The sequence below is a fragment of the Microcoleus sp. ARI1-B5 genome (assembly GCF_036705795.1).
Lineage (GTDB): Bacteria > Cyanobacteriota > Cyanobacteriia > Cyanobacteriales > Microcoleaceae > Microcoleus.
The window spans coordinates 97,915-114,137 of the sequence record NZ_JAUBVK010000017.1; the positions used below are offsets into that span (position 1 = coordinate 97,915).

Consider the following 16,223-nt stretch of genomic DNA (forward strand, 5'->3'; position numbering starts at 1 on the left):
GCTGGCGGCGCGCGCACTTTGACGCTCCCTGTGGAATTCAGGTCAAAGCTGCTGTAATTTCCACGCCCTCCAGTTTACCAAGCTCTCGACCCCGGAAATATGTCGCTGGCGTTAAGAATTGCTACGCAGAATTACTCATGTCCGAGTGTCCGAGTGTCCGAGGGGGAGTGGGGGAGAGTGTGCGAGGGAGAATTTCAATTTTTGTCTTCTCTCTTCCTTCAGATGATGCACAAATATATGCTGGTGTCAAGCTGTTTAAACACCAAAGAGAAAGTACAAAATATATATTGAGGGAGTGCAATAGTTAGAATAACCAGGCAGGACGGTCAGAAAATGAGCAATTTGGGTGTTAGTTACCTTTTATGGGCCGCTTGTTTTTTCGGCCCATTCGGACTCCACCGCCTCTACAACGGCAAGATTGGCACGGGTTTGCTGTGGCTGTGTACCTTTGGGTTGTTTGGGTTCGGGCAATTGTTTGACTTGCTGCTGCTGCCGAACATGGTGGACGAACACAATGCCAGTCTCAGGGGCAAACTCGGCGTGTCTCGCGAAGGTATACCGCTATATTCCACCAGCGGGGCGATCGCCTCGACATACCCCAAACAAACTCCCGATCAGTTAGGGATTAAACTCTTGAAGGCAGCTTATACCAAGAACGGAAGATTATCTGTCACCCAAGGGGTGATGGCAACCGGGGCTACTTTTGTGGAAGTGGAAGAGGCTTTCACGGCAATGCTCAAAACGGGTTATGTCAGCATCGAGAACGACCCAGTTACTGGCGTCGTGATGTACCACTTTCACGAACTCTAAGCGGCAGAGAGGGTCTGATGGGGATCGGGGGAGAATCTTTTTCTGAGGAATGCCTTCTGACGAATACCGACGATCGATGTTGTCCCAGAGTCGAGCAAGCCTGATTTAACTGCAGCGGGTGCGTCAGCTACGGGATGCCGGCGTGTTGTTGGAGAAGCTAATGGCTGAGGCACCCGCGCGAGGATTTAACTGCAGCGGGTGCCTCAGCTACGGGATGCCGGCGTGTTGTTGGAGAAGTTAATCGCTGACGCACCCTACTACTTGATATTGCTTGCCGATCGCTTGTTGCCGTTTGTCGAAGAAGCCAGCGAGGCAAAATCGGCTAGAATGTTTGTTTGTCTGTACAATCCGAAAGTATTTAGCGTCATGGCAGTCCCTAAGAAGAAAACCTCCAAATCCAGAAAGAATATGCGCAAGGCCACATGGAAGCGCAAAGCTGTAGTGGCAGCTCAGAAAGCTCTGTCCCTGGGCAAATCAGTTCTGACTGGGCGTTCCAACAGCTTCGTGTATCCCGGCAATGAAGAAGAGGAGGAAGAATAAAGCGATTAAAAATTAAAAATTGGCATTTCTGATATTTTGCACCATTCTCGGTTAAGAGGCTTTCCTGGCTGTCCCACAACACCTAAAGTTGATGGTGGGGTGGCCACGAACGGGCCGCCCGTAAAGGAAAGGTTGAGAATGGTGCCAGATATAGCAGAAGCAAGCAGCAATTCGCAATAAAACCCTTGGTTTGTGCAAAGCGAGAACGTCCTAACCGTCGGCGCGATCGCGATATGAGTCAATCTCTTTTTGCCGCAGGTAAAATGAGCATGGCATCGCCAAAGGAATAAAATCGGTACTGGTGCTCGATCGCCGATCGGTACAAATCCAACAGCCGAGGCCTTCCAACCATCGCGCTTAACATCATCATCAAAGTAGAGCGCGGCAAGTGAAAATTGGTAATCATCCCCTCTACAACCCGCCACTTGTAACCGGGATAAATAAACAAATTTGTCTGGCCGCAAAAAGGCTGCAAGGAAAAATCGCCGCTCGCGGCTGCGGCTCCCTCTAAAGCTCGCACTGCTGTCGTACCCACAGCAAAGATCCGCCCGCCTCGGGCTTGAGTGGAGCGGATTTTCTCGACGGTAGCGGGGGGTACTTCCACCCATTCGTTGTGCATTTGGTGAGCCGTCACGTCTGCTACCTCCACCGGGCGAAACGTCCCGACTCCGACGTGGAGGGTAACAAAAGTTTTTTCGATTCCCCGCTCTTCCAAGCGGCTGAACAATTCTTCGGTGAAGTGCAAGCCGGCTGTCGGGGCAGCTACCGCCCCTGGTTTTTCGGCATAAACAGTCTGGTACTGTTCCGCTGCTGCTTGGGAATTTTCGATGTAGGGCGGCAGCGGTACGTGGCCGTATTCATCCAAAAACTTCGCCAGAGTCGCATCTGTGGGGATGTCAAACTCTAACAGCCGTCCCCCTGTTGCCTCGTCTCTATCTATAACTGTCGCAGTCAATCGCCGATCGAGTACCTGCGCCTGGGGAAGGCAACAGCAAGGGCCTGCTGCTGCGGAGTCATCACAGTGTGGCTCAAACTCAATTTTTGCTCCCAACTTTAAGCGTTTCCCCGGTTTAACCAAAGCCAGCCAGCAGTTGTGCTGCCGTTCTTCCATCAACAATATCTCCACAGCCGGGCCGTTGGGTTTGTGTCCGTATAGCCTCGCTGGCAGAACGCGGGTGTTGTTCAGTACCAGCAAGTCTCCAGGTTCGAGCAAATCCGGCAAATCCCGGAAAATCCGGTGTTGGTGGCTGCTGGCAGAATCTACAACCAGCAAGCGAGAACTGTCCCTCGGCACTGCGGGATTTTGGGCAATGCGATCGGGCGAAAGTTCGTAGTCATAACCGTCCAAAGACCAGTCTATCTCTGTCATCGGGTGAATTCCTGTCAAAAATCTGTCAACTGGGTAACAAATTGGGTAAAAACCCCCATCCCAAGTCGGGTGCTTTTCCCCTTGTGGTGGCCGGTCTAGCCCGCGACGATAGAGGTGTAGCATCAGCTTTGCTCGAAGGATCGTTATGGAATACCTCTACTACATCGCCAATACTAGCCTTACTCTGAGAGTCGTGGATTACCTGCGCACGGCTCATCATCTTCCCTTGCAATTTATCACTGTTATTCACCAAATTGACGGCTGGGTGGTGAAGGTGAAAATGAGCCAATATTTAACTCCAGAAATGCACGGGGATTTTCGGGCTTTTATGAACGAACTCGGGATTCCTTACGATCCTGAAATTCGTTTGCAAATGGCACTCTGGAGCTTGGAAACGGGACAGTCCCCGCTGAGCGTGATGCGCCGCTACCAGGTGGCCGTGGTTTGTCACGGCAGCCCCGATCGCAAGGAAATTGAAGCGTTTCGCCAGCAATTTGTCAAGGGTCTGGGATACTGCCCAGAAACTCTCGCCTAGACTGCGGAGCATATAAATTGCCTGTTATGACACAGGCTCCGATGGGGATTCGGGGATTCGGGGAGAGGATTTAAGGCTTTTTCCACGTCAGTTAAAGATGAAGATAGAAATGGGCGACAGTAAGGCAAAGTTAACAATTAAAAATTACCAAGTGGCATTGCTTTTTGATTTTACCCTGTAATTTTTAATTTGACATTTCTAATTGCTGAAAGCCGATCGAATGTATTCTTGCAGGGTGAGCAGGTAATTTCCGGCAAGGGCGGATTGAGAGTTCGCTGCCGTTAAGGGTGGTATTATCTGCTTAGTGTTTGGTCGTGAAGGTTCGCACCTGACTAGGGCGACATCAAAGCGACAAGAATTATTTGCTAAATCAGGACGAGTGCTTAAAAAAATTTCGGCGGTTTGCCAAAGTTTGGCTTGTTTTGCAGCACTAACAGCCAGCATTCCGCCGCTATCCCAATTTCCTCGGCGGCGAGTTTTGACCTCTACAAAGGCTAATGTTGGGAATGGGTGATGGGGAATGCCTCGGTTTTTTGGGCTTTCTTCATCTTTTGCGAGGGCGATGATGTCAATCTCTCCCCAGCGACAGCGGTACTGTCGGTGCAGGATTTCCCAGCCTTGCTGCTGCAACCACTCGGCGACTAAGTTTTCTCCCAATGTACCCAAATCCCGAGAGTTTGGGGATTGGGGAGAGTTGGAGCCGGCGGGCTCTAACGGGCGATTCCCTACGGGATAGCTGCGCCGCGCGCGCTTTCTGGTAGAATTCAATTCTGAACTGTCACGGCTGCCCATTAGGTTTAACTTATGAATTCTGGAATTCGCCAACATCGCAAAAATATTTATACTTTCTTGCTGAGTTTTGTTATTTTAGCAGTAATTGCCGCCTTGGCGATCGGCATCAATCCCGCACCTGCTTTCGCCTTGGATCACGACAAAGAAATCCTAGTTGGCGCTGATTTTACAGGACAAGTTTTGACTGACGACAGTTTTAATAAAGCTAATCTTCGCAACAGCAATTTTACTAATGCAGATTTGCGGGGCGTGAGCTTTTTTGCAGCCAATATGGAAGAGGCAAATTTAGAAGGCGCTAATTTCACGGGTGCGACTTTGGATTTGGCTCGCATGATGAAAGCAAATTTAACTAATGCTATCCTTGAGGGTGCTTTTGCTTACAATACCAGACTCGAAGGAGCAATCATTGACGGTGCTGATTTTACTGAGGCACTGCTGCGAGACGATATGATCGAAAAGCTCTGTAAAGTCGCAAAAGGTACTAATCCGGTGACTGGTAGAGATACTCGCGAAACTCTGTTTTGCGATTACTAAAAGATAGGACGGCGGTTGAAACCAGGTTTATACAAACGATGTCCGCTTTCGGGCCGACTGAAGGAAATAACGTGATTTTAACCGCGCCCGTCTTCAACCCGCACTCCTCGCGTGAGTGTTTGACGCTTACGCGGTTTCAACCGCGCCCGTCTTATAAAATCTTATTAGCCCCAAGGTACGGAGGTTAAATCGTAAAAATTAACTTGACGCAGCCGCTCTAGTTCCTCTATCCATTCTTGTTCGGCGCACAGTTGTTGGTAATATTCTATAGCAGCATCGGTTTTCTTCCACATATCGAGTGCAATCCGGCGCCGCTTCATGCTGATGATTTGCTCGATACAGGCGATCGCAGATCGAATTACTAAAGGTGCGCGATAAACGTTTTTTTCGGAAAACTCGTTTAAGTGAAATAAATGCGAGATTTGATTGAGTTGATTGGGATAATCAATCAAACTATCCTGCAATTTAAATATTAACTCAGAAGGCGCTACTTGTAAAGACATTTTGTGGAATATTTCTGCATTCACAATGTGATGCCACAAAAATCTGTGATGAGAAAGGCTAAACTGCACGTCTCTAGCTTCTATGGCTTCTCTGACTTCTTGGCGGTATTCGGGACAGTGCAAGTAAATCTGCAATAATTGCGCTTCTGCTTCTTCTAAAAGACTGCGGGCGGCTGCTGAAAAGCCGGATTTTGAGCTATTTTTGTCGCCGCTTGCACGCTGCTTTTTATATTGTTTGTTCGGCTTCAGCTTGTTTCTAATTAACAGGGGCATTGTCAAAGATTCGTCTTGACTCTGCCGCTTTGCCCAATCGCTGACAACTTGATTGAGCAAGTTTTCGGCTAGCATTTTTGTGAGTCTAAAATCTCCTTTGCTGAGGATTTCGGCGCATTTTTGCAAATAATGTGCTAGTTGGTTGTCGTCAGTGATGTTGGTTAATAACTTAACGATTTTTTTCGTGACTTGTTGGGAGGTATCGGCTTGCTTCAAATCTTGATTGACGAGCATTTGTTGCAGTTGCCAGTCGAGCCACAGCGGAGCGTTTTCGAGCAATTCTCGATATTGTTCTGGGGAGTATGTTTTGAGGTATTCGTCGGCATCTTTGCCGTCGGGAATGTTGAGCACTCGCAGTTGAACTTCTCCTTGATACGCGAGTTTTTCTATTTCTCCAATTGCGCGCTCTGCTGCTTTGGTTCCTGCTTTATCGGCGTCGAAGTTGAGGATAATTTGTTTAGAATCAGTGTAGCGCAGTAGCTGCCGCACTTGGTTTAAACTCAGGGCTGTGCCGAGGGAAGCGACGGCGTTGCAGATGCCCGCGGCCTGAAGTGCGATCGCGTCAAAGTACCCCTCTACGACGACTGCGCGATCGGCTTTGCTAATGGCTGTTTTGGCTGTATCTAAGCCATATAAAGTCTTGCCTTTATCGAACAGTTCTGTTTCGGGAGAATTGAGATATTTCGGTTGTTCGTCGCCGAGAGCTCTGCCGCCGAAACCGATGACTCTGCCTTGGGTATCGCGAATGGGAATCATAATGCGGTTGCGGAAGCGATCGTAATAACCGCTGCCGCCATTCTTTCGAGGTACAATTAATCCTGCTTGTTCTACTAACTGTGCCGGATAGTTTTTCTGTTCTACCAAATAACTGTAAAGTGCTTCCCAACCTTGGGGTGCATAACCTAATTGAAATTGTTGGATAGTTTCTTCGCTGAGTTTGCGTTCTAATTTGAGATATGCTAAGGGTTCTTGTCCTTGAGATTGCCGCAAAGCGTGTTCGTAAAATTTGGCTGTTAGTGCTGAGATTTCATAGAGTTGTTCCCGCAGAGAAATTTGGCGCTGCAATTCTTGTCGGTGTTCTGGTTCGACTGTTTTGATGGGGACTTGATAATTTTTAGCTAGTTCTAATACTACTTCGCTGAAAGGGCGTTTCTCCAATTCCATGAGGAATTTAAAGGCATTGCCGCCTGCACCGCAGCCGAAACAATAGTACATTTGTTTGGCTTGGTTGACGGTAAAACTGGGAGATTTTTCGTCGTGAAAGGGACACAATCCGACGAATTCTTTGCCGCGTTTCCGCAATACGACGCGGCCGGAAATGACATCTACTATGTCGGCTCTTTGTTTGACTTCTTCGATTGTTTCTGGATGCAGCCGGGGAACTTGCATAGGGCTATTTTAGGGAAATTAAAAGTATGTTTATTTTGAGCGATCGCACAATTTGAGTTTTCCTGGACGTAGAAACCGGGTTTTTTACGAAAATACACAGGTTGCAGCCCGGATATTCGGTTTAAAAACCCGGTTTCTTTGGGCTTAAGTAGTTTTGGCGCACGAAAACTTAAGAAACCGGGTTTTTGTACCGGGGCTGATAGCTGTCACCGTGTTTTTTCGTGAAAAACCCGGTTTCTGCCTAGGGCATAACTTTATTGTAAAATATTTAGACTAACTGTAAGGAGCATCGGCAATAATGCGAATTTTAATGATGGGCGGTACTCGGTTTATTGGGGTTTATCTTACTAAGATTTTAGCAGCACAAGGGCATGATGTGGTGTTGTTTAACCGGGGCAACAAGCCTGTGCCGGTTTCGGGTGTGAAACAGATTTTGGGCGATCGCACGAATGTCGCACAATTGCAAGAACAGTTATCGACGGAGGAGTTTGACGCGGTTTTTGACAACAACGGTCGGGAACTGAGCGATACACAGCCTTTAGCTGAAATATTTAAAGGGCGGGTGCAGCACTTTGTTTACATGAGCTCTGCGGGGGTTTATTTGAAATCCGATCAAATGCCTCATATTGAAGGGGACGCTACCGATCCGAAAAGCCGGCATTTGGGTAAGTGCGACACGGAAAATTACTTGGCCGAGTCCGGTTTGCCTTGGACTTCGATTCGCCCGACTTACATTTACGGGCCCCAAAATTATAACGATTTGGAGGCTTGGTTTTTCGATCGCATTGCGCGCGATCGACCGATTCCGATTCCCGGTAACGGAATGCACTTCACGCAGTTGGGGCACTGTCAGGATTTGGCGAGGGCGATGGCGGCGGTTTTGGGGAATGAAAGGGCGATCGGGCAAATTTACAACGTTTCGGGCGATCGATTTGTCACCTTTGACGGTTTAGCGCGCGCCTGCATTCAGGCGATCGGCAAATCCCCTGATGCTATTAAGATTGTACACTACGATCCGAAACAATTTGACTTCGGCAAAAAGAAAGCTTTCCCGATGCGATTGCAGCACTTTTTCGCCTCTGTTAATAAAGCTGTCACCGAGCTTAACTGGAAGCCGGAATTTGACTTGGTTTCGGGATTGAAAGATTCATTTCAGAATGATTATCTAGTTTCGGGAAGAGACAAAGCTGAGATAGATTTTTCGGTGGATGATGAGATTTTGAAAGCCGTTTAAACTAAAATTAGACTGAGGCACTTGCGACTTCAGAAACCCGGTTTCTTCGTAGATTTATCGTTATTGTTGGCAAAACTCGTAGAAACCGGGTTTCTAGCCCATGCGTCTAAACCATGTTAAATCAAAGTAAAGTGCACAGTCCGCACAATACAGATATGGAGGGAGAAAAATAACATGAGATTCATGAATTCAAAAATATATTTTGCATTTACCAAAATATTTGGCTCACCCGACAATACAGATATCTTAATTGATTTTTTGAATGCTTTACTATATGAAGGAAAAACAATAATTGAAAGCCTAGAAATTATCGACCCTAATGTGACTTACCCAATAATCGGCTCGAAAAACAGCTATTTAGATGTCCAAGCCACACTTAACAACAGCACATCTGTAATTATTAAAATACAAGTTTTGCACGTGCGGACATCTGCTAAGCTAGTTTTGTCGGATACAGCAAAAACTTATGGAACGCAATTCATGATTCGGGAATTGTACAAGGGATTGCAGCCTGTCATTTTTTTGGCAATTGCAGACTTTAAAATGTTTAATCATCATCTAAATGTAACTTCGCGCTTTGCTTTAAAAGAAACAACTCACTTGTTTGATTATCCCTATACTCAGATGGAGTTGGTTTTTCTAGAGTTGCCAAAATTCAAGAAAGAATTAGACCAATTAGAAAATATTACTGATCGGTGGATTTACTTTATCAAAAATAGCGGAGTTTTACGTGAAATTCCAGCAATACTGGGCGAAGTACCGCAAATTAATAGAGCTTTTGAAATTGCCAAGGATGTTAATCTAACTCGCGAAGAATTTGACATATTGCAAAAACAAGAATTTTTCGCGCACGATCAGCAAAGCTATGAGCAAACCTCATTTGAGCAAGGCAGAAAAGAAGGTCTAGAATTAGCCAGACAAGAAATCCTAAAAAAAGGTCAGCAACAAGGACAAATAAGCGCCATTATACGTTTCCTGAATCGCCGTTTAGGTCAACTAAACCCGGATACTCAAACCCGGATCGGCGAATTGTCGATCGACAAATTAGAGAATTTAGCAGAAGCCCTGTTAGATTTCTCCAACGCGGAAGATTTGACAGCTTGGTTGCAGGCTAATTCTCAATAAACTGATTGCTATTTTTTGAACTGCAACTGTCACTGCAAACATGATGCGCCGACTATTTTACCGCTTGTCGGCAGAATCTGCTGGTATTTTCACAGGCTTTGTGCTGTAAAGTCGATCGCAAATTAGTTAAACTTAATCACATCAGGACTTATGCACTGCGACTCAAGAAACCGGGTTTTTTAGCAATTCTAGGACTGCAACGAGTTTTTTCGTAAAAACCCGGTTTCTGACCACCCGTGCGTCCAGGACTATAAATACAAAACCTCTCCCCCAACCCATGTTTTACTCCGAAAGGGGAGAAACACTCGGAAATATCAGGTAAATTTCATGCTTGGAATAACACTCGGCACGCGCTACAACATTATCCGTCACTTGGGAGGCGGGGGATTTGCTCAAACTTATTTAGCTGAAGATAAGCAGCTACCAGGTAATCACCTCTGTGTCGTCAAGCAGCTTAAACCTCAAGCAACAGATCCCGAAACTTTACGAATAGCAAGACGTTTGTTCGATACGGAAGCACAGGTTTTGTACAAGTTGGGAAATCACGATCGCATTCCGCAACTTTTTGCTTACTTTGAAGAAAATCAAGAGTTTTATCTCGTTCAAGAATTTATCGAAGGCCACGATTTAAGTCAAGAAATCACACCCCCCCAAACCCCCCCTTACCAAGGGGGGGCAGGGGGGGGTTCTCCTGGAAATCCGGGCGGAATGAAAGAAGATGAAGTTATTGCAATTTTGCAGGAACTTCTGGAAATTTTAGATTTTGTACACCAGCAAAACGTGATTCACCGCGATGTCAATCCCCGCAATATCCTGCGCCGAGACAGAGATGGTAAGTTAGTGTTAATTGACTTCGGCGCAGTCAAGGAAATTACTACTCAAATTACCAATACTCAGCCCAAGAATAGCTTAAGTGTGAGCATCGGAACTCCCGGTTATATGCCCAGCGAACAATCTCACGGTAATCCGAAACTCAGCAGCGATATTTATGCCGCAGGTGCGATCGCAATTCAGTTCCTCACAGGCATCAATCCCCACCAAATGCCAAAAAACCCCGATACAGAGGAAATTATTTGGCAGGACAAAGCATCGGTGAGTCCTGAATTTGCGAAGATTTTAGATAAGATGGTGCGGTACGATTTTCGGCAGCGTTATTCGAGTGCCGGCGAAACTCTAGAAGCTATTAAAGAATTGAGAAATTCTTTCAGCGGTACAGTTCCGGTATTACCTCCGGTTGCTGCTGCGAAGGGGCCGCATAAACCGCGAAAAAAACTGTATTTTAAAATCGGGGCGATCGCCAGTTTTATTGGCATCACCATTCTCGCATCAATTTATGGTGTCAATAGTTTTAATTCGGCGAATGCAACTGACTTGCACAACCGAGGCATTACTCTTTACAATTTAAGCCGATTTGAAGAAGCTCTGGCAGCTTACGATCGAGCTATAACTCTCAGGCCTGACTACGCGGAAGTTTGGCAGGAAAAAGCTAAAACTTTATATGAATTGAAAAAATATAAGGAGTCGCAGTCAGCTTACGATAAAGCAATAGAATTAAAGCCGGAATATTTGGAGGCTTGGACGGGACGCGGTTATGCTTTGGATAAGTTGCAGCAGTCAAAAGAGGCGATCGCATCTTTTGACAATGCTTTGAAAATCCAGCCAGATTATCCCGCAGCGTGGGAAGGTAGAGGCGATGCTTTGTTAGATTCGCAGCGGTACGAAGAAGCGATCGCCTCCTACGAAAAAGCCGTACATTTTCAGCCAAATTTGTACCGCGCGTGGTACAATCGGGGACAAGCTTTCCAAAATTTAAAACAGTACGATCGCGCCGCAGAATCCTATCAAAAAGCAGTTGAAATTAAATTCGACAATTCTGAGGCTTGGTACAATTTAGGCAATGTTTTCCTTGAATTGAACAAAAACCAAGAAGCTTTTGAGGCCTACGAAAAAGCCGTGCGGTTTCAGCCAAATTTTTATCAAGCGTGGTACAGTAAAGGCATCGCTTTGCTGAAAATGCGCCGACATGAAGAAGCGGTACAAGCTTACGAAAAAGCTGTTAAATTAAAACCGGATTATCATCAAGCCTGGTATAATTTAGGCTGGTCGTACCACGAATTACGCAAGTACGAAGCAGCTATTGAGTGTTACAGCAAAGCCTTGGATTTAAATCCCAAAGAATCTCAAGGGTGGTACAATAGAGGCAATGCTCAGTACAATTTGCAGCGGTACGAAGATGCGATCGCCTCTTACAACGAAGCCGTGTATGTCAAGCCGGACTATTCGGAAGCCTGGTACAGCCGCGGTAACGCCCTTGTAGCGGTGAAAAGATTCGGAGATGCGATCGCCTCCTATGACAAAGCAATTCGCTACAAACCGGATTACGGAGCCGCAATGGAAGCAAAAAAACGGGCCGAAAGTCAGCCCGGAATCAGCCAGCCACCGCCTAAACAACAATGATTGTTAATTAGGAAAACCGGGCGAATGGAATTCGCGTCTATACAAACAAAACCCGCCTCCGCGGGTTGAAGATAACCGGGCGAATGGAATTCGCGTCTATACAAACAAAATCCTAGAAGAGCGGGTTGAAGAAACCGGGCGAATGGAATTCGCGTCTATACAAACAAAACCCTAGAAGAGCGGGTTAAAAAAAACCGGGCGAATGGAATTCGCGTCTATACAAACAAAACCCACTCCAAGCGGGTTGAAGAATTGACCGTTAAAATTAGGCGATCTTCTTCTTCCGTCCGCGGAGGCGGACATCGTTTGTATAGGCGCGAATGACCTTCGCCGTCTGATCTACAAACATAAGTTTTACCTAACAGCAGGACTAATTACCGTAACGCGGCGGCTGTCTACCAACATCGGCCAAAAACCTCGATCGCTCAATGCTTTTACCGTCGCAGTAGCAGCGTTTTGATCCGTTGTATAAGCGACGAATAAAAAGGGACGTTGGCCGTAGGAAGCTAAGCCTACTTGCGTACCCAATGCTTGCTTGACTTGGCCGGCTAATTCCGGTTGATTGAAGTAATCTACTAACACGGCGTAACCGGGGCCGAGGGCTTGGGGATTGAACCCACTATTCCCAGTCTGGGGATTGGCGATTGGTTCAGAACCTGGTGCTGGCTGGGGGTTGTAGACTGGCAGATTTTGGGGTAGTGCCGCTGCGGGCGATCGAACTACGTAAGCTTGCAATCCGACAACATCTTTGATATATTTCACCCAATCGATGGCAATTTGCGAGTTACGAAACCCACCAACCCGCGTCACTGTATCGTTAATGTACCGACAAACTGTATTGTCAGTATTTCCGGGAAAAGAGCGTTTTGCTCTTTCTTGCTGTTCGGGTGTTCGGGTGACAATTAACAGTAGATATTCGTCGGACTTCGGCGGTTCGCAGCTCGACTGAGCCTTAACAGAACTCGCTAGAATTGTCAAGGTCAAAAGGGCGATCGAAGTAGCAGAAAATAGGGGAATAGACACAATAAAATTGTACAATTTTCCCCTGAATTTTCCCAGCTTCGCTGTGGATTTGTGGGCTAGTTGATTCATGCTGTCTGTAGGGATGCGAGGGCATCGGGAATAGTTGCTGACGGTGCTTGAAATTCACCAGTCAGTACATATTCTAATCGCAGTTTCAACCAGGTGATGAAGACTGGATCGGTGGAAACAATAGCGGCGGCTGGTTGAGGGCATTTTGCTTTAGCTTCGGCCATTGTCGGTGCTTCTAGGAAAGCGGGCTGTTTGACCAACCAGAAATCTATTTGTTTTTCTTGTTCGTGGTAGTTGCGAGTTCTTTCTTTAAACACTTCATCTAGAGCTTCTTCTTCTAGCAAAAAGCGTTGGCTGGCTAAAACGTAGTAGTAGGTTTGCATTTTTGTCGGTTGTTAGGGGTTAGCGATTAGCGGTTAATGTCGCCTGTATTGGCGAGTTTTGCAGGTCAAGGCTGGGTTTGCCGAGTTGTGGCAGTTCGAGAACCTTAGACTATTGTGCCGTTTACTTTACCTTATTTGTTGTCATTTTGGGTAGGTGCAGAGCAAGTTATGTCTAAAAAATCATTATTGGCGAGAGTTGGGGGAGTTGAGGGAGTTGGGGGAGTGGCGGGTTTTTTGGGGATTTGGGGGATTATTTTTTTGGCGGTTGATTTTGTGGAAAATTTAGGTGACAATATGAAATTAGATGGAATTGCACGTCAACAAATGAAACAAGGACTAAAGTATGACTACCAATAATCCGTTAGATTGGGAACACCATCAAGTAGAGCATCTATTTTTACTCATAGGAGAAAACCCTTTACCTAATTATGTAGCTGCTAAGACACTACTCAAAGAAGGTGGTAAGCCTTACCTTGTTTACACTGAATATACTTCTGAGGCTTACAAGCGGCTAAAAGAAGTTTTAGGTCTCCGTGAAGAAGAAAAAGTTGAGCTATGGAACAACGAGTCGAATGCTTTTGAAATTCAAAAGGCTATTAAAGATAAAGTCCAAGAACTTCAAAAGCAGTACCCAGATAAAAAACGGTTTGGACTGAACTACACGGGAGGAACAAAGGCAATGGCAGTTCACGCCTACCAAGCCTTCCTCGATTTAAACCTTTCTCCTGAACCTGTTTTCAGCTACCTTGACTCCCGTAGCTTACAAATGATGTTCGATCGCAAAAACGATCGTCCTATTCCTCTGGAAGTACCTAAAGAGAAATTGGAAATAACAGGAGAAACTCTTTTTAGCTTGCATAGGCTGTATTGGAAACAGGGTAAAAAACCTATAAATCAACCCAAACTGATACAAGCTGCAACAACCATAGTAAACCTTTATATGGATGACCACCAACGAGGCAGCTTTGACAATGCTTGGTTAAAGTGGTGTGAAAACGTGCTGACTCCGAAGACGCAAAAACAAAATCAATATGGCAAGTATATAGATTGGAAAGATGAGGAATATCTCAAAAAAATTATTGAACTTGACTTAACAGCAGCACCAGAAGTAATTAAAAATATTTTGATGGAGCATTTACGTGCATCATCAGATAAGCTATCGCTACAAACTGCTAAACAGCATGGACAATTTGATAAGTTCTCTCATGTCTGTGAGTGGTTAAGCTGCGGATGGCTAGAACATTATGTACTAGACCAGATTCAACAAATTTCCGTCAATCCACCGATAGATAGAAGTGCAATGTCATTCAACATCATCGATCAGCCAGATGACAACTGGGAAAAGTTTCAGTTTGACGTTGCTTTTATGCGGAGTTACCAACTTTTTGCTATATCTTGTACGACTTCTCGTTCAACTGAGCGTTGTAAAGAAAAACTTTTTGAGGCATATATCAGAGCCAAACAACTAGGCGGTTCCGAAGCAAGAGTAGCTCTAGTTTGCTTTCATAAAAATCCAGAAAATATCATCAAAACCTTTAAGTCTCTAATTGAAGATCCAAAAATTGCTGTTTTTGGACATAAGCATCTGAAAAAATTATCAAAAGCTATTACTAATTGGCTCGAAGGAAATAACTATTAAGTCAGGAGTCGAAATGAGTCACTACATCGCAACAGTCATTGACACAACAGGGATTCAAAAGTATGTCTTTGGTAGCAATCGATTGAAAGAAAATATTGGGGCTTCGCATTTGGTGAAGCTAGCAACCGTTCAATGGGTTAAGGAGTGTCTGAGATGTCTCGGTAATGTCCATATTCCTGATGAAGATAAAGATGAAGTAGAACCTCGCATCAATAGCGATGAAAGTATCATTGCTGAATTGGTTTATGCAGGTGGTGGAAATACTGTTTTGGTATTTAGAAGAATGGAAAATGCCAGACAATTTACCCAAAAGCTAACCATAAAGATACTAGAGGATGCACCTGGACTCAACATAGTCATTGCTCACCATCCTTTTAACTGGGATACACAATTATTACAGCAAGTCATCGAAACTGACCTGATAAAAGGTAAGTTAGATGCCCAAAAAAGACAGCCAAGACTTTCTGTACCTTTGCTAGGTTTAAGCGTAACAGCAACTTGTCGTTCAACTGGATTAGTTGCTGTTGAAGACACTAATGGTAAATATGGAATTCCTGACGGTGAAGGCTATCTGGCTTCAAGAGAAATTATTGCCAAGCTGAAAGCAGCAGATGAAGCTAATACACAGTTTAAGGAGATGCTATTTAAAGGCAAGCCGAGTAAGTATAAAATAGCTCGTGATGTTGATGATATGGGTCGGACGGAACAAGAAAGTAGTTACATCGCCCTAGTTCACGCAGATGGCAATCAGATGGGTAAGCGATTTGAAAACTATGGAAAATTACAGAAATCCAATCGAGACTTTATTGTAGAAATGCGTAGACTTTCTTGGGGAGTCAGTAAAGCTGCAAGTCAAGCGATCGAAGCCGTAGGGAAACTGGTTATTGATGCAATTGAAACACAAAAGATTAGCATCAAAGAAAACTATTTACCATTCCGTCCTATTGTTGATGGAGGTGATGATGTTACTTTTGTCTGTGATGGTCGAATAGGATTGCCCCTCGCAGTTAAGTTTTTGAAAGAGTTTGAAGAACGAACTCAAAATTTACCTGATGGAAAGGGTAAAGCTACAGCTTGCGCTGGAATTGCCATTGTCAAGACTCACTATCCATTTACGAGAACTTACGAATTATGTCAAGCATTGTGCAGCAGTGCGAAAAAGTTTGTTTGTCAAAAGACGAATAACTATTCAGGGAGAATACCGATATTTTCTGCCTTAGATTGGCACATCGCAGCCAGTGGTTTGTCAGGCTCAATTAGTGAAATTAGAGAACGAGAATACCAAGGAGGAAAACTAACAACACGACCGATGCGATCGCACGAATACGGTAATGAGGGGCTAATCTGTACTAATTTTTTTGAAGTTGTCAGGACTTTTAACGAAGAGGAACCCTGGAAAGACAAGCGAAACAAAGTCATTAATCTGCGAGAAGTGTTACGAGAGGGTATCACTGCAACCGAGCAATTTCTCAATACTTACAATATAGATGAGTTACCAGCTTTCTCTGCTGATTCTGCTCTCAAAAAGCAAGGTTGGAGTGAAGGGCGTTGTCGCTATTTTGATGCCATTGAAGCAATGGAATTTTATATCCCATTAGGAGAGTAATT

Annotated in this window: 15 protein-coding genes; 10 read left to right on the forward strand and 5 right to left on the reverse strand. The window is 45.1% G+C overall.

The genetic code is table 11. From position 1 onward, the window contains the following. The first annotated feature begins 333 nt into the window (after positions 1-333). Together QUB63_RS22635 and rpmF are read left to right on the forward strand one after the other, a co-directional pair. Entirely contained in the window at positions 334-810 is a 477-nt protein-coding gene (locus tag QUB63_RS22635) for a TM2 domain-containing protein (RefSeq protein ID WP_332947573.1), read from the forward strand. A 366-nt stretch (positions 811-1,176) separates the two neighbouring features. Beyond that, positions 1,177-1,350 (forward strand): 50S ribosomal protein L32, encoded by a 174-nt coding sequence (gene rpmF, locus QUB63_RS22640; protein ID WP_293132726.1) that lies wholly within the window; start codon positions 1,177-1,179, stop codon positions 1,348-1,350. A gap of 238 nt (positions 1,351-1,588) precedes the next feature. Here the strand turns inward: rpmF and queA are convergent, their stop codons facing one another. Beyond that, positions 1,589-2,719, reverse strand: a complete 1,131-nt coding sequence (queA, locus tag QUB63_RS22645) for a tRNA preQ1(34) S-adenosylmethionine ribosyltransferase-isomerase QueA (protein ID WP_332947574.1) — start codon at positions 2,717-2,719, stop codon at positions 1,589-1,591. Positions 2,720-2,864: 145 nt separating this feature from the next. On the opposite strand from queA, the gene QUB63_RS22650 reads away from it, so the two are divergent. Continuing rightward, entirely contained in the window at positions 2,865-3,254 is a 390-nt protein-coding gene (locus QUB63_RS22650; RefSeq protein WP_006632408.1) for a hypothetical protein, read from the forward strand. Between the two features lie 198 nt (positions 3,255-3,452). Here QUB63_RS22650 and QUB63_RS22655 read toward each other — a convergent pair whose 3' ends face one another. Next, positions 3,453-4,046, reverse strand: coding sequence for a YraN family protein (locus QUB63_RS22655; protein ID WP_332947575.1), 594 nt, complete (start codon positions 4,044-4,046; stop codon positions 3,453-3,455). Positions 4,047-4,058: 12 nt separating this feature from the next. Here QUB63_RS22655 and QUB63_RS22660 point away from each other — a divergent pair, with 12 nt between their 5' ends. Further along, complete coding sequence (locus QUB63_RS22660) at positions 4,059-4,580, forward strand: pentapeptide repeat-containing protein (protein WP_332947576.1); 522 nt, start codon at positions 4,059-4,061, stop codon at positions 4,578-4,580. A gap of 164 nt (positions 4,581-4,744) precedes the next feature. Here the strand turns inward: QUB63_RS22660 and dnaG are convergent, their stop codons facing one another. After that, the gene (gene dnaG / locus QUB63_RS22665; RefSeq protein WP_332947577.1) at positions 4,745-6,745 is read right to left on the reverse strand and encodes a DNA primase; all 2,001 of its coding nucleotides are present in this window, start codon (positions 6,743-6,745) and stop codon (positions 4,745-4,747) included. 298 nt (positions 6,746-7,043) lie between these two features. Here dnaG and QUB63_RS22670 point away from each other — a divergent pair, with 298 nt between their 5' ends. The 3 genes from QUB63_RS22670 (at position 7,044) to QUB63_RS22680 (ending at position 11,561) form a co-directional block, all read left to right on the forward strand. Further along, complete coding sequence (locus QUB63_RS22670) at positions 7,044-7,979, forward strand: NAD-dependent epimerase/dehydratase family protein (RefSeq protein WP_332947578.1); 936 nt, start codon at positions 7,044-7,046, stop codon at positions 7,977-7,979. Positions 7,980-8,162: 183 nt separating this feature from the next. Further along, entirely contained in the window at positions 8,163-9,104 is a 942-nt protein-coding gene (locus QUB63_RS22675) for an Rpn family recombination-promoting nuclease/putative transposase (RefSeq protein ID WP_332947579.1), read from the forward strand. Between the two features lie 327 nt (positions 9,105-9,431). Further along, positions 9,432-11,561 carry a tetratricopeptide repeat protein gene (locus QUB63_RS22680; protein WP_332947580.1) on the forward strand — a complete coding sequence of 710 codons (2,130 nt, stop codon included), beginning with the start codon at positions 9,432-9,434 and terminating at the stop codon, positions 11,559-11,561. A 354-nt stretch (positions 11,562-11,915) separates the two neighbouring features. Here the strand turns inward: QUB63_RS22680 and QUB63_RS22685 are convergent, their stop codons facing one another. Further along, a complete protein-coding gene (locus tag QUB63_RS22685) occupies positions 11,916-12,653 on the reverse strand; it encodes a hypothetical protein (protein WP_332947581.1) in 738 nt (245 codons plus the stop codon). Next, positions 12,650-12,976 carry an MgPME-cyclase complex family protein gene (locus tag QUB63_RS22690; protein ID WP_332947582.1) on the reverse strand — a complete coding sequence of 109 codons (327 nt, stop codon included), beginning with the start codon at positions 12,974-12,976 and terminating at the stop codon, positions 12,650-12,652. The genes QUB63_RS22685 and QUB63_RS22690 overlap by 4 nt, the downstream gene beginning before the upstream one ends. Positions 12,977-13,144: 168 nt before the next feature. Between QUB63_RS22690 and QUB63_RS22695 the strand changes: the two genes are divergently transcribed. The 3 genes from QUB63_RS22695 to QUB63_RS22705 are packed head-to-tail and all read left to right on the forward strand — an operon-like array spanning position 13,145 to position 16,221. Then, the gene (locus QUB63_RS22695; protein ID WP_332947583.1) at positions 13,145-13,333 is read left to right on the forward strand and encodes a hypothetical protein; all 189 of its coding nucleotides are present in this window, start codon (positions 13,145-13,147) and stop codon (positions 13,331-13,333) included. Then, entirely contained in the window at positions 13,320-14,615 is a 1,296-nt protein-coding gene (locus tag QUB63_RS22700; RefSeq protein ID WP_332947584.1) for a Card1-like endonuclease domain-containing protein, read from the forward strand. The genes QUB63_RS22695 and QUB63_RS22700 overlap by 14 nt, the downstream gene beginning before the upstream one ends. Positions 14,616-14,628: 13 nt before the next feature. After that, on the forward strand, positions 14,629-16,221 hold the full coding sequence (locus QUB63_RS22705; RefSeq protein WP_332947585.1) for a Cas10/Cmr2 second palm domain-containing protein: 1,593 nt from the start codon (positions 14,629-14,631) through the stop codon (positions 16,219-16,221). Positions 16,222-16,223 lie beyond the last annotated feature (2 nt).